Origin of the sequence: Dyella sp. SG562 (assembly GCF_011759495.1) — a bacterium.
Classification (GTDB): domain Bacteria; phylum Pseudomonadota; class Gammaproteobacteria; order Xanthomonadales; family Rhodanobacteraceae; genus Dyella_D; species Dyella_D marensis.
In genome coordinates, this window is record NZ_JAAOYS010000010.1 from 38,669 (window position 1) to 56,898 (window position 18,230).

Below are 18,230 nucleotides of genomic sequence, written 5' to 3' on the forward strand. Positions count from 1 at the left end.
GCATCGCCGGCTCAGTGCTTGATGCAGATATAGGCGCTGTCGGCCTGCCCGGCGAGCACCGCCATCATGGACAGGATTTCCGAACCGGTCGCGCGCGGATGCAGCAGCAGATAGCGGTTGCTGCACGGGCCGGCGGGGCGGCGTGCCGCGGCGGTGCAGAGTTCGCCGTCGGCGGAGGCCAGCACCGGCGCTACCGGGTAGTCCGGATCCCACAGTTGCCGGCGCACCAGTCCATGCTGCGGACCTCCGGCGATCAGGCATTCGACGATCTGTTCCATATTGATTTCCCCTGCAAAGCCGAGGCTTCTGGCCTCGATGGCAGGTAAGCAGGGGCTGGGCCAGATGCGCAGATCACGTGTGAGTTGCATCACGTTTTTCTGGCTCGGCAAATTCAGCGATGTGGTTGCGGTGTGAATTTCGCTCTTCCGGGTAACTGCAGTGGCCTGATGGCTGCGTCGAAACGCGTTTGTATGGAGATGCGCATCCTCCATGGGCCGGCATTCGTGGCTTATCGGATGCCTCGTCAGCGGAAAACGGCATGGCATTTGTCTCGTTCCAGGTGACGTTGGGCGGCAGATTGCAGCCACGGCGTCCCCATTCGCCGCGTTCCAGCGGACTCATCTGGACATCCGTTTTCCAAATGAGATAGATTCTCATTTGTTGGCGGCGGCCTCAGCGCCCCGCCGCTTTCCATCGATCGGCCGCCAGCCTCAGGGACCGCAGTTCCGTTTCCTTTGCCAGCCCGCCGCGTGATTCCACGCTCAGGCAAAGGACTGGTTCGCCCATGCTTCGCATCGCCCCATTGGCCGCCGTGATCGGCGCGCTGCTTGCTGTTCCCGCCGTGGCCGCCGAGTCGGCCGCGCCCGCCGACGCCACCGATCTGCCGCGCGTGCAGGTCACCGCGCTGGCGCCGTCGATCCAGCTCAATGTGCCCGGCACGGTGTCGACCATCGACCGCGCGCAGATGGACCGGCATCTGAATGTGTCCATCCGCGACCTGGTGCGCTACGAGCCCGGCGTGTCGGCGATCGGCAGCGGCGGCCGCTTCGGGCTGGACAGCTTCAATATCCGCGGCCTGTCCGGCAACCGCACGCGCATCGAGATCGACGGTGTATCGATGCCGGCATCGTTCGGCGCCGACGTGGCCGGCGGCAGTTTCCGCGCGGGACGCAACTTCGTCGACCTGGATCAGCTGAAATCCGTGGAGATCGTGCGCGGCCCGGCCTCGGTGCTGTATCCCTCCGACGCCTTGGGCGGCGTGGTCAGCCTGCGCACCAAGGATCCGGCGGACTATCTGCGCGACGGGCGCGATACCTATGTCTCGCTGAAAGAGCTGTACGACAGCAGCGACCGCAGCCTCACCTCCACGGTGACCTTGGCCGGTGGCGACAAGCGCAACGGCATCCTGTTTGTCGGCAACCACCGCGAGGGCAGCGAGCTTGCCAACCAGGGCGAGGCCGGCGGTACCGGCGCCGCGCGCACGCGGCCGGATCCGCGCAGCTACAGCCTGGACAGTTTCCTCGGCAAATACGTGCACACCGCCGACAGCGGCCGCGCCGACCGCATCGGCGTGGATGGCTCGCAGACGCGCACGCGCACCAATTCGCTCTCGAACGTGACGCCGGCCGCCGGCTATTACCGCTCGCAGGACGAGAACATGCGCGTGCGCGCCACCGCCGGCCAATGGTTCCCCCAACTGGGCAGCGCGCTGGCCGACACGCTGGACTGGAACGTTTACTGGCAGAAGAGCCGCACCCGCACCAGCACGCAGACCGAAACCGCCACGCTTACGCGCTACTACCAGAGCCTGCCGCTGCAGGAGAAGGTGTTCGGCGGCAAGCTGGTGGCGGTGAAGCAGCTGGGCGAGGGCGGGCCGGTCACGCAGGCGATCAGCTATGGCGTGGAGCTGTCGCGCACCGATGCGCAGTCGTACGCCGGCGGCTATGGCGTCAACAAGCGCACCGGCGCGAGCGGCAGCGGCAAGCCGTTCATGCCGGGCAACTATCCCTTGCATCTGATTCCGGACAGCGAAACCGATCGCTACTCCGCCTTCGCGCAGGACGAGATCGGCCTGCTCGGCGGCAGGCTGGAACTCACGCCGGCCGTGCGCGTGGACCGCTACTCGTACAAGCCGCAGGACGACGCGCTCTACGCCGCCTACAACCCCGGCTACGTGCGGCAGGACTACAGCAAGACCCACGCCTCACCCAAGCTGGGCGTGCTGTGGCATTTCAACGGCGTGCTCAGTGCGTATGCCAACTACGCGCAGGGCTTTCGCCCACCGCTGTACAGCGAGATCGCCGGCGCCTGGAACGAGCAGCCGTTCCCCGGCTTCAATATCGCCTTCCTGCCGAACGAAAAGCTCAAGGCCGAGACCAGCCACGGGCTGGAGCTGGGCCTGCGCGGCAAGGGCGAGGCGGGCTGGTTCAACGTCGCCGCTTACTACAACCGCTATCGCGATTTCATCTGGTCGGGCTACCAGCTCAAGGTCAGCCAGGTGCCGGACTGGGTGCAGGTCAACCCCGGCATGAACCTGTTCTATCAGGCGGTGAATGCGCGCAAGGCCTATATCAAGGGTGCCGAAGCCAGCGGCGCGCTGCGGCTGGCTTATTTCAACGAAGCCTTGCAGGGCTGGTCCGTGCGCGGCAGCGCGGCGGTGGCCAGCGGGCGCCTGATCGAACCCGGTGCGAGCGGCTACAGCCCGCTCAATACGGTGGACCCGGCCAAGCTGGTGCTGGGCATCGCCTACGACGCCAACCGGTGGGGCGCGGAACTGATCGGCACCGGCGTGCGCAGGCACAGCCGGCTGGGCGATCCCGGGGCCTTCCGCCCCGGCGGCTACGCCACGCTGGATCTGTACGCGCATTACTCGCCGCTCGCCAACGTCGAGTTGTATGCCGGCATCAGCAACCTGGCCGACCGCAAGTACTGGGACTGGGGCAGCTTGAACAGCGGCGCGCTCGGCAACCTCGTCACCGGCAACGGGATCAACGACGCCGGCACCGGCGGCATCCCGGCCGACCGCCTCTCCATGCCTGGCCGCAGCTTCAGCGTGGCCGCGCGTATCGCGTTCTGAAAGGAGTGCCGCACATGTTGAACGAAATCACTTCCGCTTCCGCCGCGCCCTCGCTGCCGGAGCTGCTCGAGGCCTGGCGCCGCCTGCGCGAGGAACAACCGCAACTGCGCGCCCGCGACCTGGCCGAACGGCTGGGCGTGAGCGAGGCCGAGCTGGTCGCCAGCCGCTGCGGCGACGGCGTCACCCGCCTGCAAGGTCCGTGGGCCGGACTGATACGCGCCTTGCCGGAACTGGGCCCGGTGATGGTGCTGACCCGCAACGAGCATTGCGTGCACGAGAAGAAGGGCGCGTTCGCCAACATCGAGATCGGCGGCAGCATGGGCGTGGTGCTGGATGAGGCGATCGACCTGCGCCTGTTCCTGCGCCACTGGGTGTTCGGCTTTGCGGTGCGCGAGGAATCGCGCGGGCGCTGGCTGCGCAGCCTGCAGTTCTTCGATGGCGACGGGCGCGCGGTGCACAAGGTGTATCTCACCGAACAGAGCCTGCAGGATGCCTGGTCCGGCCTGGTGGCGCGTTTCGCGGCGCCGGTGCAGTCGCCCTTGCTGGAGCTGGCGGCGGTGGAAGACCCGCTGCCGCTGCGCCGCGACGACGAGGCGGTGGACGTCGCCTCGCTGCGCGAACAATGGCGCCGCATGCGCGATCCGCACGATTTCTTCGCGCTGCTGAAGAAGCACGAGGTGACGCGCACCCAGGCCTTGCGCCTGGCCGGTGCCGAATTCGCGCGGCGCGTCGATGGCGGCGCGGTGCGCACGGTGCTGGACAGTGCCGCGGCCAGCGGCCTGCCGGTCATGGTGTTCGTCGGTTCGCCCGGTGTCGTGCAGATCCACACCGGTCCGGTACGTAACATCAAAACCGTCGGACCCTGGCTCAACGTGCTGGACGAGGATTTCAACTTGCATCTGCGCGAGGACCGCATCGCCGAGAGCTGGATGGTGCGCAAGCCCAGCCCGGAAGGGCAGGTCACTTCGCTGGAGCTGTACGACGGCGGCGGTGGCCAGATCGTGCAGTTCTTCGGCAAGCGCAAGCCCGGTACGCCGGAACTGGCGGCCTGGCGCGAACTGGCCGAAGGCCTGGCCGATGCGGAGGTGCCGCATGTTTGAGCGCAGCCGTTGCTGGTTGGGCGCGGTGGCGCTCGCGTTGTGCACGCAGGTGGCGGCTGCTGACGCGCCGCGCGTGGTTGCACTCGGTGGCGACATCACCGAAACCGTGTATGCGCTGGACGCGCAACAGAGCCTGGTCGGCGTCGACAGCACCAGCCTGTGGCCGGCGGCGATGCGCGAGTTGCCGAACGTGGGGTATGTGCGGCAACTGGCTGCCGAGGGCGTGCTGGCCTTGCGGCCGAACCTGATTCTCGCCACGCACGATGCGGGTCCGCCGCCGGTGATGGCGCAGTTGCGCGAGGCGGGCGTGCGCATCGAGCTGATGCCGACCACTCGCACGCCCGAAGGTGTGGTGGCGAAAGTACGGGCGATCGGCCGCGCGCTGGGGCGCGAGGCGGCAGCCGACGCCATCGCGCACCGGATCGAAACGCAATACGCCGAACTGTCGAAAGCCGTCGCCGGCATGAAAAGCCACCCGCGCGTGCTGTTCCTGATGGTCACCGAAGGCAGTCCCAAGGCCGGCGGCCGCGAGACCGCCGCCGCCAGCGCCATCGTGCTGGCCGGCGGCACGCAGATCGCGGACGGCTTCACCGGCTACAAGCCGGTCTCCGCCGAAGCGCTCGTCGATCTGGCGCCGGACGTGATCCTGCTGATGCGCGAGCGCGCGGATGAGGTGGGCGGCGTGAGTGGCGTATTGCAACTCCCCGGCGTGGCATTGACGCCCGCCGGCAAGGCGCGCCGCATCGTCTTCGTCGACGGCCAGGCCTTGCTCGGTTTCGGCCCGCGCAACGCCGAACACGAACTGGAGCTGCAGCGCGTCTTCGCCGGCGCGCAGCCGTGAACAGCATTGCCTTGCCTCGCCGCCATGCCCTGAACGCTCGCGGCTGGGCGCTGGGCGGACTGTCGGCGCTGCTGGCGGTTGCGGCGATCGGCGGCATGGCGGTCGGTGCGATGCCGTTGTCGGCCACGCAAGTGCTCGGCGCCTTGCTGCGCTGGCTGGATGGCCTGCCGATGCAGGGCCAGGACGCGGTGGTGCTGACGCTGCGCCTGCCGCGCGTGCTGATGGCCAGCCTGGTCGGCGCAGCCCTGGCGTGCAGCGGCGCCACCATGCAGGGCCTGTTCCGCAATCCGCTGGTGGAACCGGGACTGGTGGGCGTGTCGGCTGGCGCGGCGCTGGGTGCGATCGGGATGATCGTGCTCGGCGGTGCGGTGACCGCGGCGCTGTCGCCCTTGTTCGGTTCGTTCGCCATCGCCGGTGCCGCGTTCGGTGGCGGCTTGCTGGCGACCTTCCTGGTCTATCGGTTCGGCAGTCGCCGTCCAGGCGTCGCCACCTTGCTGCTCGCCGGTGTGGCGATCAATGCGATCGCGATGGCTGGGGTGGGTGTGCTTACTTATCTGGCGAACGAGCACCAGCTGCGCGATCTCACTTTCTGGACCCTGGGCAGCCTCGGCGGCAGCAGCTGGGCGCGGCTCGGCGCGGTCGCGCCGCTGATGCTGCTGCCGCTGCTGTGGTTGCCGACCCAGGCGCGCGCACTAAACGCGCTGCTGCTCGGCGAGCGCGAGGCCAGCCTGCTCGGTTTCGAACCGCGAAAGCTGCGCCGCCGGCTGGTAACGGTAGTGGCCTTGGCGACGGGTGCGGCGGTGGCGATGTGCGGCGTGATCGGCTTCGTCGGCCTGCTGGTGCCGCATGTGTTGCGGCTGGTGTGGGGGCCGGACCATCGCCTGCTGCTGCCGGGTTCGGCGCTGGCCGGGGCCGGTCTGATGATTGGCGCGGATGCAGTGGCGCGTGTCGCGGTGGCGCCGGCGGAATTGCCGGTGGGCGTGATCACCGCGCTGCTGGGCGGGCCGTTCTTCTTATGGCTGCTGTCGCGGCTGCGCGCGGGAGAGGCGGGATGAACCTCGCGGTGGATTGGCGCGCCGCATCCGGCGCGGACGAACGCGTGCTCGAAGCGCGCGACGTGCATCTGCACTATGGCTCGCGCCGCGTGCTGCAAGCGGTCAACCTGCGTGCGCAACCGGGGCGTGTGCTGGCGCTGATCGGCCCGAACGGCGCCGGCAAGAGCAGCCTGCTCGGGGTGCTGGCCGGCCTGCTGCGGCCTTCGCTGGGTGTGGCCATGCTGGATGGCGTGTCGCTGGCGCGCTGGCCGGCACCGGAACTGGCCCGGCGGCGCGCCATGCTGTCGCAGCGCGTGCAGCTGGGTTTCGGTTTTCGCGCGGAGGAAGTGGCGATGCTGGGGCGCAGTCCGCATGGCGCCGCGTCGCCGCAGGCATCCGATCGCCGCATCGTCGAGGCGGCGTTGCGGGCCACCGGTACCTGGGAGCTGCGCCAGCGCAATTACCTGGAGCTGTCCGGCGGCGAGCAGCAGCGCGTGCAGCTGGCGCGCGTGCTGGCGCAGATCTGGGATTGCCGCGAGGCGCCGGGCTGGCTGTTGCTGGACGAGCCGGAGGCCGGGCTGGATATCGCCCACCAGCACGACTTGCTTGGACACGCGCGGCAGCTGGCGGGGCAGGGCTTCGGCGTGATCGCCGTGCTGCACGAGCTCAATCTTGCCGCGCGCTACGCCGACGATGTCGCCCTGCTGGCGCAGGGGCGGCTGGTGCGCCATGGCGGCCGCGATCAGGTGCTGGATGCGCAGGTGTTGTCGAAGATCTATGGCGTGGCCCTCGCCTGCGCGCGCGATGGCGAGGGGCGGCCGCTGATTCATGCCGTCTAGCCGACCGCCTGGCCGGGCCGCCCGGCCGGCCGGTCTCAATCCCTGAGATGTGCCTGGGCGACGCTTTCCGACTCGTCCCCGGAAAGCCCGCCATGTCGTACGTCGACCGGATGTGCCTGCGCCTGATGGCGCCCTGCCTGTTGCCGGCCCTGTGCGGCGCACTGTTCGCATGGGGCACGGAAAGCCTGCTCGGCCTTCCGCGCGTGGCGCATGGCGTGTCGGCGCTGGATCTTCCTTCGTATCTGATCGTCGCCGGCGGCGCGGCGAGCGTGGCCTTGTATGCGGTGCAGGCCGGGCGGCTGCTGCGCTGGCGGCGCGGGCGCGGCGCGGTCTGCTATGTCTGCGGCTGCCTGCTCGGCGGCGTGGGCGAAGGGCGCTGGGGGCGCTACCGGCGTTGCATGGGGTGCGGGAAACAGCATCCGGCTTGAGCACCACCCAGGCCGCCGCGGAGCTGTGCCTTGCGCTGGAAGCGGCCGCCGGGAAGCTCGCGCCGCCCGGCTGAGCGGCATCAGGCGGGCCGGAAAACCTGCGCCATGGCGCCGGAGCGGAACACCGTCGACGAGCGCAGCTGCAGATGCAGCGGCTTGGGCAACCGGGCGAACAGCGCCTGGCCCGAGCCCAGCGCCACCGGGTGCACCACCAGCCGGTATTCGTCGATCAGCCCGGCCGCCGCCAGGTGCTGCGCGAATTCGACGCCGCCCTGGGCCAGGATGTATTTGCCCGGCTGCTGCTTGAGCCGGTTGACCTCGGCCACCAGGTCGCCGCGGATCACTTCGGCCTGTGGCCAGTTGCCCGAGCCGGCCGAGCTCACATCCAGCGCCTCCTGCCGGGTAAAGACCGCCTTGGGAATCTCATTCATAGGCACGGCGAGGGCATCGCCGGCGGTCGGCCAGTAAGCGGCCATGCTGAAAAACGACTTGCGCCCCATCAGATGCAGGCCGGCCTGCGCGAGCGTCTCCCCGACCCACTCGCGGCCGCCTTCGTCGCGGCTGGGCACCATCCAGTCGCCTTCGCCGTTGGGGCCGGCGACGAAGCCGTCGAGCGAGATGGACATTTTCAGGATAAGGCGTCGCATGATCGGGTCTCCAGGTCGGGCCGGTGCATCCGGCTTGTACGGGAACGACGAATGGAGTTTCCGGAAATCGACCAGGGCCCGCTACGTCATCCCGGCCTGCGCCGGGATGACGTTTGATGGAGAGGTGGCTATCGGATGGATGTCAGATCAGTGCGCAAACCACTTCAGGTCGACCGCCTTCGCCATCGCCTCGAACCCCGCCCCGTTCGGATGCAGGTGATCACCGCTGTCGTAGGCCGGCAGCATGCGGTCGGGGTGGGCCGGGTCCTGGGTGGCCTGGTCGAAATCCGCCACGCCATCGAAGGCGCCGCCGCTGCGGATCCACGCATTCACCGCCTGCCGTTTCTGCTCGTTACGTGACGAGTGATACGGCCAGCCCGCGCCGCCGAACGGGGTGAGCGTGGCGCCGTAGATCTTCACGCCCCTGGCGTGCGCGCGGGCGATCAATGCCTTCATGCCTTCGATGATCTGCTCGGCGGTGACGTCGTCCTTCGGCGTGGCCGGCTGGCCGGAGCCGCCGATGTCGTTGATGCCCTCCAGCAGCACGATCCAGCGCACGCCGGGCTGGTCCAGCGCGTCGCGGTCGAAGCGCTTCTGCGCGCTGGGGCCGAAGTTGTCGTTCAAGACACGATTGCCGCCGATGCCGGCATTCGCCACCGCCACCGTGGCCAGCGCCGGGTCGGCGCGCAGGCGTGCGGCGAGCTGGTCGGGCCAGCGCTCGTAGGTGTTCTGCTGGCCGCCGACGCCGTCGGTGATGGAGTCGCCGAAGGCCACTACGGCGTGGCGTTCGGCAGGGCCGGCGACCTGGATGTCGCTGAGAAAGAAGCGGCTGCCGTGCACTTCGGTGCCGGGATATGAGGTGGCTGCGGTGGCGTCGCCGTGCTCGGTCAGATACGCGGTGGCGAGGCCGGCGTTATGTAACGTCGACGGGCCCGGCGCGGCGCCGGCGGGAACATGGAGGCTTACCGCCAGTTCCTGCAGCGGCTTCACTTCCATCGTTACGGCGTCGCTCAGGGCGCTGCCGCCCTTTGCAATGGTGACGGTGGATTTGCCGCCGAAGCGAAGTTCGCGATCGGAACCGGCCACGGTTGAAGAACCCTCGGCGCGCACGGCGACATGCACCGGCCCCAGCGTCACTGGCCCGTCGCCATAGAGATTGGATAGCCGCACGCGCACCGCGCTGCCGCCGATGCTGACGCGGGCGATCTGCCGCACGGTCTGGTCCGACAGCCGCGGCCCCGGCGAATCCATGGATGCACTCCAGGCGGCCACCCAATGCGCGTCTTTTGCGGGGGCGGCGACGGCCGGGGCGAGCAGGGCGCACAGTGCGCCGGCCAGGAAAAACTGCAGGAGGTGACGGTGCATGCCGGATCCTTTGCCTGGAGGTGATCGGGGGAGTTTGTATAACAAAGTCGCGCTTACGGTATCCGCGACCGGCGTTTGCAAAATCAGACGGGCCGGCCTGATGCGGGCTGCCCGAAGGGCGGGTGCTCCTTTTTCCTGGCGATGCGAGGCGACGTTACGTGACGCCTGCCCGGTGTCCTCGGCTGGTCAAAAGACCGCGCCACGGCAAGACAAATCACTCTAAGAAAATTTCTTAAAGAACTTATTTATCTGGAAATTTCTTCCAGAAATGACGGATTTTCGCTTGCTATTTATAGTTACGTAACTTAAAATACCCGCCATCTCACCAGGAGCACGAACATGGTCGATGCACGCGATCCCGGCACCCTGCAGCTGCCCTTGGCGTTCAAGCGCAGCCGCGGTCGTCCGCGCAAGGAAAGTCCGCTCACCGGTGCCCAGCGCCAGGCGCGTTTCCGTGCCCGCCGCGAAGCGCAGGCACAGGTGCTGCGCGAGCGCCTGCAGAAGGCGCTCGGTTATCTGGAGCAGGGCGATACGGGGATGGCTCGCTACGAGCTGGAGTCGCTGGTCGCGGCGACGGCAAGCCGGCGCGAGGAAGACGCTCTCGATACCTAGGGTGTTGTTGCCGCGGCGAGCGTGGCGGTGCCGCGTCATCGGCTTTGCGTGACGTGACCGATGCGCCGATGGTGCTCCGTGCCGGTGCATGCGCCACTGTCCTGCATTGCCGGTACGGGCGCATTACGTGACGGATTTCCGCTGGCCGAGATCCGCGTCTGGTGCGCAAATACCTGCGTGCTATCCTCGGCGGCGAGGCGCGCCGGTCATGCGTCCGATCCAGGAACACCCTGTCGGATCGGTCGCATTGCCGGTGTCTCGGTCGGCGGAAAAGGGATCTTGCCGCGAAGCGCTACGGCGTCGAAAGGGAGATTCCACGCTGCTCAGGGGATACCGGCAAGACCATCCACCCCACGCGCTTCTGGCGTTCCTCCGTTTGTCCGCGACGGCGGCGGGACCACACCGACCATGGAAAAGGAAAGGGAATCATGAGGAAGACTTTGAGCCTGTTGTCCATGCTGGCGCTCGCCGGCTGCTCCACCATGAGCGTCAATGAGGCGATCGTGCCGCTGCAGACCGAGACGGCGAAGATGATCGGCCTGGCCTCGTCGGACGAGCTGACCATCTCCAACGTCAAGGCGGGCGAGCCGGACAAGCTCGGCGCCCAGCAGCTGACCTACACCGCCACCACCACCAAGGGTCGCGTGTTCAACTGCTCGTCGGTGCAGACCCCGGGCCTGCTGGCCTCGCCGCCGACCCTGAGCTCGCCCAGCTGCAATCCGGTGCAGGTGCACCAGTAAGCGCCACCGGCGGCTTCGATGCAGCATCCAGTGCCCCGCCTTTGCGGGGCACTTTGCGTTACGGAACCTGCGTGGTTGCGGCCACTGCGGGTTATGTCACGGAAACCGGTGATCTCGTGCGCTGAGATCGGGTGCGGTGCGGGGGCGCCGTCCGGTCGAAGGGGGATTCATGCCGAATCAGCAGGGAAAGCCATCGAGCGGCAGTGCACGGCGCGGCAAGCGCCACGCCATGCGGCAGGATCTCAGCCCTTGCGGGCGCGGCGCACGGTCTTCTTCGTGGCCTTCTTCGCGGCACGCGCCGGTGCGCGCTTGCCGGTCTTCTTGCCGGCGGCCTTCTTGGCCACCCGCTTGGCGGCGACGTTCTTGCGGGCCGGTGCGGCCGTGCCGTCGATCAGCAGGCTGTCCAGCGTGACGCCGCGCTTCTTCAGCTGGGCCACCAGCCACAGCGGGCGCTTGCCGCGGCCCGACCAGGTCTGGCTCGGGTCTTCCGGGTTGCGGTACTTGGCCGCCACCGTGCCCTTGGCCTTGCCCTTGCCGACCTGGCGCGGAAACACCTCGGCCAGGGTCAGTCCGGAGGACTTCAGCAGCGCTTCGATCTTGCCGCGCACTTCGCCGATCTGCTGGCTGCGCGACTGTTCCAGTTGCGAGCGGGCATTGGAGATAAGGGTTGCCAGCTGGTCGGCGGAAAGCGACTTCAGATTGATAGCCATATAAATGTCCTGTACCCGTTAGGCGGCCGACCTTAACACATGGCCTGCGGGCGGCATGGGGTGCCGCCGCCGATTCTGTCGATCAGATCGCGCCGACGGCGAGGGTGAAGCTCTGCAGGAAATGGAAATCCGGACGGCGCAGGGCGAAGTCCGGATGTTCGGGGTCGCACAGCCGCACCAGGGCGGCGTAATCCCCATCCGACAGATAAGGCCGCAGCCGCTCACCCCAGCTGCCGCGAAAGATCGCTTCGACCAGATACGCCTCGTCCGCCGCGCTCACCGGCGCCACCCGCTCGATCAGGCAGGTGCGCACGGCCACGTTGCGTAGGCCGCTGTGGCGCAGCAGTCCGACCAGCGAGCGCACCGCGGCGAGATCGCGCTCGTGCAGGCCGTAGCGGTCGCGGTAGTACTGGCGCACGGCTTCGTTGGTCACGCGCTCGAGGCGCGAGTCCCAGGCGAAATACATGTCCGGCAGCAGCGAACTCTGGCCCAGCGCGATGCGGCCGCCCGGGCGCAGCAGGGCGGCGAGGGCGCGTACGCCTTGTTCGGGATCGCGCAGGTGGTTGACCGTATTGACCGACCACACCAGGTCGAAGGTCTCGCGCGCCAGCGGCGCCATCAGCAGGTTGGCCTGCATGATCCAGGCATCGCGCGGCGCACAGGTGCGCGCCGCCGAGGTATGCGCCGAGGCCAGGTCCAGTCCCACCACCATGCCCGCGTGGCCGACCCTGGCGGCCAGCCAGCCCAGCGCTTCGCCGGTGCCGCAGCCCGCATCCAGCACGCGCATGCCCGGCTGCAGGTCCAGGGCGGCGATGGCCTGGCGCAGTTCCGGTTCGGCGTAGGCATTGAACAGCCGCAGCTTGTGCGAGTAATCGCGGGCGACGGTATCGCCCAGGAGGCCCGGGCCGGCGGCGGGACGAAGCTGCGGTGCGTTCATGGGCGGGGCGACGGTCGCTCGCCAGGGCCGGATGCCCTGGATCACTACTGAGTCGCCCCGCGGCGGCGAATGGTTGCGATGCGCGGCTTACAAGGTGAAATCGGCCGCGATCGGGAAGTGGTCCGACGGATAGCGTCCGTCCTTCGAGGTGGTCAGCACGCGTACCGCGTTGGCCTTCACGCCGCGATAGAGGATCCAGTCGATCTGCACGGTCGGCTGGCCGGTGAAGTCGTGGAAGGTCTTGGCCGGGCCTTCGCGCTTGGGCGCGGTGTCCCAGGCGTCTTTCAGTTCCGCGGTCAGCACCTTGTGCGCTTCACTGCTCGGCTCGGTATTGAAGTCGCCGGTGACGATCACCGGCACGTCGGCCGGCAGCTTGGCAATCCAGGCGGCCATTTCGCGCGCGCCCTTGGTGCGGGCGTCCTCGTCCTGGTCGCGGTAGGGGAAATGGGTGTCGAGCAGATAGAAGCGCTTGTGGTCGTCCAGGCGTTCGAACAGCGCCCAGTTGACCATGCGCGGAAAGACATTGCCCCAGGTGATGCTGGCCACCTTGTCGGGCGTGTCCGACAGCCAGAAGTCGCCGGACTTCACCAGCTTCAGCCGATCCTTGCGATAGAAGATGCCCATGTGCTCCTCGGCATGCTTGCCGAAGCGGTCGCGGCCGAACCAGGTGTATTCCGGCAGGCGCTGCACGGTGTCGTCGCCCTGCTGCTTGAACAGTTCCTGCGTGCCGATCACGTCCGGATGCACCTGGCGGATGGTTTCGGCGAACAGTTCGCGGCGCTTGTCCCAGGCATTGGGTCCGTCCTGGGCGGCGAGGGTGCGGACATTGAAGCTCATCACTTTCAGCTCCGCCGCGGAGGCGGACAGGGCGGAGGCGGCGAGGGCCAGGGCGAAGGCGAGGCGGGAAAAGTTCGGCATGGACGTAAGCGCTTGGTGGAATGGACGTCCGACTATAGCCCCGCCGTGTGACGGAAAGTGGGTAATCGTTCCGTTATGCTGGCCGCGGCCCGGCCTCGGGCCAGCGGCTCTTCAAGGGATCCGGCATGGCCTCTGAACGTTTGACCGATCTGGCCCACGGTGGCGGTTGCGGCTGCAAGCTGGCGCCCGCGGTGCTGCAGGAATTGCTGGCCGGCAAGCCTGCGCTGCAGCCGTTCGCGCAACTGCTGGTGGGCACCGAATCCAGCGACGACGCGGCGGTATGGCAGGTGGACGAACGCACCTGCGTGATCGCCACCACTGATTTCTTCATGCCGGTGGTGGACGACCCTTACGATTTCGGCCGCATCGCCGCGGCCAATGCGCTGTCCGACGTGTACGCCATGGGCGGCAAGCCGATCATGGCCCTGGCCATCCTGGGCATGCCGCTGGGCAAGCTGGAGGTGGACACGGTGTGCGCCATTCTCGCCGGCGGCGAGTCGATCTGCGCGCAGGCCGGCATCCCGGTGGCGGGTGGCCATTCCATCGATTCGGCCGAGCCGATCTATGGCCTGGCGGCGATCGGCCTGTGCACGCCGGCGCAGGTGCGCCGCAACGCGGGGGCGCGGCCGGGCGATGCGCTGATTCTCACCAAGGGCATCGGCGTCGGCATTTATTCGGCGGCATTCAAGAAGCAGATGCTGCCGATGGATGCGTATGACGAGATGCTCGCTTCCACCACCTTGCTCAATCGCGTGGGCCACGAGCTGGCGCAGGACGAGGACGTGCACGCGCTCACCGATGTCACCGGCTTCGGCCTGCTCGGGCATGCGCTGGAGATGGCGCGCGGCAGCGGTGCGCGGATCCGCATCGAGCTGGCAAGCCTGCCGCTGTTCGCGCGCGCGGAAGCCCTGGCCGAAGCGGGTTACGTAACGGGTGCATCGAAACGCAACTGGAGCAGCTATGGCGACGGTGTGGTGCTGCCTGCCGATGTACCGGAATGGCGGCGTGCGCTGCTGACCGATCCACAGACTTCCGGTGGTTTGCTGGTGGCTTGCAAGGCCGACAGGGCCGAGGAAATACGCGCAACGATCGAGGCGGCGGGATATCCGCGGGCGAGCATCATCGGAACAGTGGAAAAAGGGCTGCCTGGTATCGACGTGGTTTGAGGCGGCTGGTATGTGCGCCGTCGTCCCATGCTCGTCATCCCGGCGCAGGCCGGGATCCAGTAACGATGCGGCCAGGTTTTTGCGTAGAGCCCATCACCGGGTTGCGTATCGGCAGTGGCGGGGCATTGCCGCCACTGGATCCCGGCCTGCGCCGGGATGACGAGCCAATTCAACGCTGGCGATACCGCCACGCCGAACGACGATGGCGGAAGAGAGTGGGAGTCGAACCCACCCGAGACAGTCTGATCTGCCTCACCCGGATTTGAAGTCCGGACGCCCCACCGGAGACGATTCTCTTCCATGCGCTGCGCTTGCCGCCGGCGCGAACAGGTCCAGATACCGCGCCTGCACCCGGCGCAAGGTGCCGCGATTGAGCGTCACGCCTTGCCGGTCGAAGAATTCTAGGATCTGGATCGCCACTTTACGACCATTGTCCAGCCGGTCGCGGAACTGCGCGGCGGTAAAGCGGCCGTCCGTGCCTTCGGCTGCGAGCGCGGCGGCGATCAGGGCCATCTCGTGCATGGTCGCGCGCAGGAAGAAATGATCGTGCGCCACCTCGTCGACCCGGCCCAGCCGCGCGGCGAAGCGCAGCAGCTGCCGCACTTCAGGCTCCTGCCGCCCCAGCGCCCAGGCCAGGTCGCGCACCCGCGGCGGGCGGAAGCGGGCCTCGCCGTCCAGCAGCGGGGCGATGGCCTGCCACAGCGCTTCGCGTTCGGGGCTCAGCCGCAGGGTATGGCCGGGCAGGCGCACGAAGGCGCCGTCGCGGACGATGCGCCCGGCCAGATCCGGATGCTGCAGCGCCTGCGCGAAGGCGGACGCGGGCAGGCGCGGCTGCAGGGCCAGGCGCAGGCGTTCGCGGCCGATGCCTTGCAGGTCCGGATTGGCCGTATGGAAGGCCCCGAGAAACTCGAGCAGCCGCGCCACGAAATGTTGCCAATGCACTTGGCCGATGGCGATGCGTTCGCCGCCATCGGCGAAGATGACGGGCGCCAGCGCGGCGGCAATATCGTCCGCGCGGGCAGCAGATAAGGCGCGATCTCTTGCGAATGCCGCCAGGTCCCAGGCGAACGGCGGCGCATCGAGCAGTGCCGCGAACGCCTGCAGCGGATCGCTCATCAGCAGCGCGGCGCGCTGCGCCTGGCGCTCGGCGGTGCGGCGCTGGCGCGGCGGCCCGCGCAGATCCAGGAACTGGCCGCCGCCGATGGTGCGCTGTGCGGAGACGTCGCGCAGCACGAAGCGGTCCAGCGCGGCGGCAGCGATCGGACGGCTCAGCACCAGTTGCACGTCGGCCGCCTCCCCGGGCGCCAGCTGCTCGCCTTCGACCAGCACCACGCGCACGCCCACCTCGCTGGCGCCGTGGTGCAGGCGCGCGGGAAACCACTGGCTCATCGGCTTGGGTTCGCCGGGCAGCAGGCGCAGGCGCGCGTCGATGCGTTCGACCGGCGCATGCAGGAACGGATCGACCACCATGTCGCCGCGGCGGATCGCATCCTTGGCGATGTCCTCGCCGCTGAGGTTGAGCGCGCAGCGGTCGCCGGCGCGCCCGAGTTCCACCGCACGGTTCTGTGCGTGCAGCGAGCGCACGCGCGCGCTTAAGCCGGAAGGGCTGAGCAGCACCCGGTCTTTCACGCGCACCGTGCCGGACAGCACCGTGCCGGTCACCGTCAGGCCGATGCCGGGCAGGGTGAATACGCGGTCGACCGCCAGGCGGAAGCGGCCGTCGGCGGCGCGTTCGCCCAGCGTCCGCGCTTCGGTGGCCAGGCGCTCGCGCAGCGCGTCGATGCCAAGGCCGGTGGCGGAAGAAACCGGGAACATGTCGGCATCGCCGAGCGCCGTGCCCGCGGTGGCGGCGCGAATCTGCGCGCCTATTTCGGCCAGCCTTCCCGGTGGCGCCAGGTCGACCTTGGTCAGCGCGATCACGCCGCGGCGGATCTGCAGCAGGTCCAGGATCGCCAGATGTTCCAGCGTCTGCGGCATCACGCCATCGTCGACCGCCACCACCAGCAGGGCGATATCGATGCCGCTGGCGCCGGCCACCATGGTGTGCACGAAGCGCTCGTGGCCGGGCACGTCGACGAAGCCGAGCGTGCCGGCGTCGCCCAGCGGCAGGTAGGCGAAGCCGAGGTCGATGGTGATGCCGCGGGCCTTTTCTTCCTTCAGGCGGTCGCCGTCGACGCCGGTCAGGGCCTTGATCAGCGAGGTTTTGCCGTGATCGATATGGCCCGCGGTGCCGACGATCATGGAGTGCCCGCGTGGAGTCCGTCGAGATCGAGCCAGGCCAGGCTGGCCAGCAGGTCCGCTTCGTCGGTTTCGGCCAAGCAGCGCAGGTCCAGCCGCAGCGCGCCGTCGGCGATGCGGCCGAGCACCGGCTGCGGGAGCGCGCGCATGGCGGCGGACAGGCGTTCCAGCACGGCCTGGCTGCCGTGCGGGCGGATCAGCAGGGCCGCGCTGGCCAGCGTATCCAGGGGCAGTGCGCCGGAGCCGACCTGGCTGAGGCAATCGCCCACCGCCACCTCGAAGTGGTTGCCGAGCCGTTCGGCAACCGCCGGTTGCAATCGATGCGCCTGGGCTGCGATCGCCGCTTGCGTGCGTGCAAGAAAGCGCAAGGTCGGCAGGCGTTCGGCCAGGCGGTCCGGATCGCGATAGAGCTTGAGCGTGGCTTCGATCGCCGCCAGGCGCAGCTTGTCCACGCGCAGCGCGCGCTTGAGCGGGTTGCGGTTGATGCGTTCGATCAGTGCGCGGTCGCCGACGATAAAGCCGGCCTGCGGGCCGCCCAATAACTTGTCGCCGGAGAAGGTGATCAGCCGCGCGCCCTCGGCCACCGCTTCGCGCACGGTCGGCTCCTTGGCCAGGCCGTAGCGCGCCAGGTCGACCAGCATGCCGGAGCCCAGGTCGTTCAATAGCGGCACGCCCGCAGCATCGGCGATGCCCGCCAGTTCGCGCGCGCCCACTTCCGCGGTGAAGCCCTGGATGCGGTAGTTGGAGGTATGCACCTTGAGCACCAGGCCGGTGCGTTCGCCGAGCGCTTCGCGGTAGTCGGCGGGATGGGTGCGGTTGGTGGTGCCCACTTCGATCATGCGCGCGCCGGCGCGCGCCATGATCTCGGGCAGCCGGAAGGCGCCGCCGATCTCGATCAGTTCGCCGCGCGAGACCACCGCGTCGCGGCCCAGCGCAAAGGTGTTGAGGCAAAGCAGCACGGCAGCCGCGTTGTTGTTGACCACGGTGGCGTCTTCGGCGCCGGTCAGTTCGCGCAGCAGGCCGCGCACGTGGTCGTCGCGCTCGCCGCGTTCGCCTTCGTCCAGGTCGTATTCCAGCGCCACCGCATGGCGCATCGCCGCGGTGGCGGCTTCGATGGCGGCTTCTGCCAGCAGGGCGCGGCCGAGGTTGGTGTGCAGCACGGTGCCGGTGAGATTGAACAGCGGACGCAGGCTGGGCCGTTGCGCATCCAGCCGCGCCGCGGCGCGTTGCGCCAGTTCGTCGGCGCCGGGTGCGCTCGAAGACGTGGCGCGCATGATGTCGCGTGCTTCATCGATCGCGCTGCGGATGGCGTCCGTGGTGGCCGCGCGGCCATGGCGCTCGACCAGGACAAGGGCCTCGCGGGTGGCCAATACCGTGGCAACCGCGGGGAGGTGGCGCAGGGAAGTGGCCTCAGGGCCGGTCACATTGCTTGTCCATGGGCATTGCCGGGTATCCGATTACAGCGCGCGCTGGCGAAGCTGGCGTGACAGTTCAGGCCGCGCAGCGGGACCTATGCTGCGTCGCGGATCGGGGCAGGGTCAAGGCGGGAGTGAAGGTGGAACCCTTCTCCCTCCGGCGA

Annotated in this window: 18 protein-coding genes and 1 tRNA gene; 9 read left to right on the forward strand and 10 right to left on the reverse strand. The window is 68.5% G+C overall.

The genetic code is table 11. From position 1 onward, the window contains the following. Positions 1-11: 11 nt before the first annotated feature. On the reverse strand, positions 12-278 hold the full coding sequence (locus tag FHW84_RS17445; protein ID WP_167257263.1) for a hypothetical protein: 267 nt from the start codon (positions 276-278) through the stop codon (positions 12-14). Positions 279-351: 73 nt separating this feature from the next. Then, complete coding sequence (locus tag FHW84_RS17450; protein ID WP_167257264.1) at positions 352-621, reverse strand: hypothetical protein; 270 nt, start codon at positions 619-621, stop codon at positions 352-354. 163 nt (positions 622-784) lie between these two features. Here FHW84_RS17450 and FHW84_RS17455 point away from each other — a divergent pair, with 163 nt between their 5' ends. The 6 genes from FHW84_RS17455 to FHW84_RS17480 all read left to right on the forward strand — a co-directional run bounded on the left by FHW84_RS17455 (position 785) and on the right by FHW84_RS17480 (position 7,318). Then, entirely contained in the window at positions 785-3,076 is a 2,292-nt protein-coding gene (locus FHW84_RS17455) for a TonB-dependent hemoglobin/transferrin/lactoferrin family receptor (protein WP_167257265.1), read from the forward strand. A 14-nt stretch (positions 3,077-3,090) separates the two neighbouring features. Next, a complete protein-coding gene (locus FHW84_RS17460; protein ID WP_167257266.1) occupies positions 3,091-4,176 on the forward strand; it encodes a ChuX/HutX family heme-like substrate-binding protein in 1,086 nt (361 codons plus the stop codon). Beyond that, positions 4,169-5,017, forward strand: a complete 849-nt coding sequence (locus FHW84_RS17465; RefSeq protein WP_167257267.1) for an ABC transporter substrate-binding protein — start codon at positions 4,169-4,171, stop codon at positions 5,015-5,017. Before FHW84_RS17460 ends, FHW84_RS17465 begins: the two co-directional genes overlap by 8 nt. Next, a complete protein-coding gene (locus FHW84_RS17470) occupies positions 5,014-6,072 on the forward strand; it encodes an iron ABC transporter permease (RefSeq protein WP_343203619.1) in 1,059 nt (352 codons plus the stop codon). The genes FHW84_RS17465 and FHW84_RS17470 overlap by 4 nt, the downstream gene beginning before the upstream one ends. After that, positions 6,069-6,890: a heme ABC transporter ATP-binding protein gene (locus FHW84_RS17475; RefSeq protein WP_167257268.1), complete on the forward strand. Its 822-nt coding sequence runs from the start codon at positions 6,069-6,071 to the stop codon at positions 6,888-6,890. Before FHW84_RS17470 ends, FHW84_RS17475 begins: the two co-directional genes overlap by 4 nt. 92 nt (positions 6,891-6,982) lie before the next feature. Beyond that, a complete protein-coding gene (locus tag FHW84_RS17480; protein ID WP_167257269.1) occupies positions 6,983-7,318 on the forward strand; it encodes a hypothetical protein in 336 nt (111 codons plus the stop codon). Positions 7,319-7,398: 80 nt separating this feature from the next. Here the strand turns inward: FHW84_RS17480 and FHW84_RS17485 are convergent, their stop codons facing one another. Continuing rightward, positions 7,399-7,965, reverse strand: coding sequence for a dihydrofolate reductase family protein (locus FHW84_RS17485; protein ID WP_167257270.1), 567 nt, complete (start codon positions 7,963-7,965; stop codon positions 7,399-7,401). Positions 7,966-8,112: 147 nt separating this feature from the next. After that, positions 8,113-9,330 (reverse strand): SGNH/GDSL hydrolase family protein, encoded by a 1,218-nt coding sequence (locus FHW84_RS17490; protein ID WP_167257271.1) that lies wholly within the window; start codon positions 9,328-9,330, stop codon positions 8,113-8,115. Positions 9,331-9,669: 339 nt separating this feature from the next. On the opposite strand from FHW84_RS17490, the gene FHW84_RS17495 reads away from it, so the two are divergent. After that, positions 9,670-9,942, forward strand: a complete 273-nt coding sequence (locus tag FHW84_RS17495; RefSeq protein WP_167257225.1) for a hypothetical protein — start codon at positions 9,670-9,672, stop codon at positions 9,940-9,942. A 428-nt stretch (positions 9,943-10,370) separates the two neighbouring features. Then, on the forward strand, positions 10,371-10,682 hold the full coding sequence (locus tag FHW84_RS17500) for a hypothetical protein (protein ID WP_167257272.1): 312 nt from the start codon (positions 10,371-10,373) through the stop codon (positions 10,680-10,682). Between the two features lie 242 nt (positions 10,683-10,924). On the opposite strand, the gene FHW84_RS17505 is transcribed toward FHW84_RS17500, so the two are convergent. The 3 genes from FHW84_RS17505 to FHW84_RS17515 form a co-directional block, all read right to left on the reverse strand. After that, positions 10,925-11,392: an H-NS histone family protein gene (locus tag FHW84_RS17505; RefSeq protein ID WP_167257273.1), complete on the reverse strand. Its 468-nt coding sequence runs from the start codon at positions 11,390-11,392 to the stop codon at positions 10,925-10,927. Positions 11,393-11,474: 82 nt separating this feature from the next. Next, entirely contained in the window at positions 11,475-12,329 is an 855-nt protein-coding gene (locus tag FHW84_RS17510) for a methyltransferase domain-containing protein (RefSeq protein ID WP_167257274.1), read from the reverse strand. Between the two features lie 87 nt (positions 12,330-12,416). Continuing rightward, positions 12,417-13,247 carry an endonuclease/exonuclease/phosphatase family protein gene (locus FHW84_RS17515; protein ID WP_167257275.1) on the reverse strand — a complete coding sequence of 277 codons (831 nt, stop codon included), beginning with the start codon at positions 13,245-13,247 and terminating at the stop codon, positions 12,417-12,419. A gap of 125 nt (positions 13,248-13,372) precedes the next feature. On the opposite strand from FHW84_RS17515, the gene selD reads away from it, so the two are divergent. Further along, positions 13,373-14,413, forward strand: coding sequence for a selenide, water dikinase SelD (selD, locus tag FHW84_RS17520; protein ID WP_167257276.1), 1,041 nt, complete (start codon positions 13,373-13,375; stop codon positions 14,411-14,413). A 203-nt stretch (positions 14,414-14,616) separates the two neighbouring features. Here selD and FHW84_RS17525 read toward each other — a convergent pair. From FHW84_RS17525 to selA, 3 genes are all read right to left on the reverse strand, one after another. Continuing rightward, positions 14,617-14,713: transfer RNA gene (locus FHW84_RS17525), tRNA-Sec, on the reverse strand. Next, on the reverse strand, positions 14,666-16,654 hold the full coding sequence (gene selB, locus FHW84_RS17530; RefSeq protein ID WP_167257277.1) for a selenocysteine-specific translation elongation factor: 1,989 nt from the start codon (positions 16,652-16,654) through the stop codon (positions 14,666-14,668). The genes FHW84_RS17525 and selB overlap by 48 nt, the downstream gene beginning before the upstream one ends. Then, positions 16,651-18,075 (reverse strand): L-seryl-tRNA(Sec) selenium transferase, encoded by a 1,425-nt coding sequence (gene selA, locus FHW84_RS17535; RefSeq protein ID WP_167257278.1) that lies wholly within the window; start codon positions 18,073-18,075, stop codon positions 16,651-16,653. The genes selB and selA overlap by 4 nt, the downstream gene beginning before the upstream one ends. Positions 18,076-18,230 lie beyond the last annotated feature (155 nt).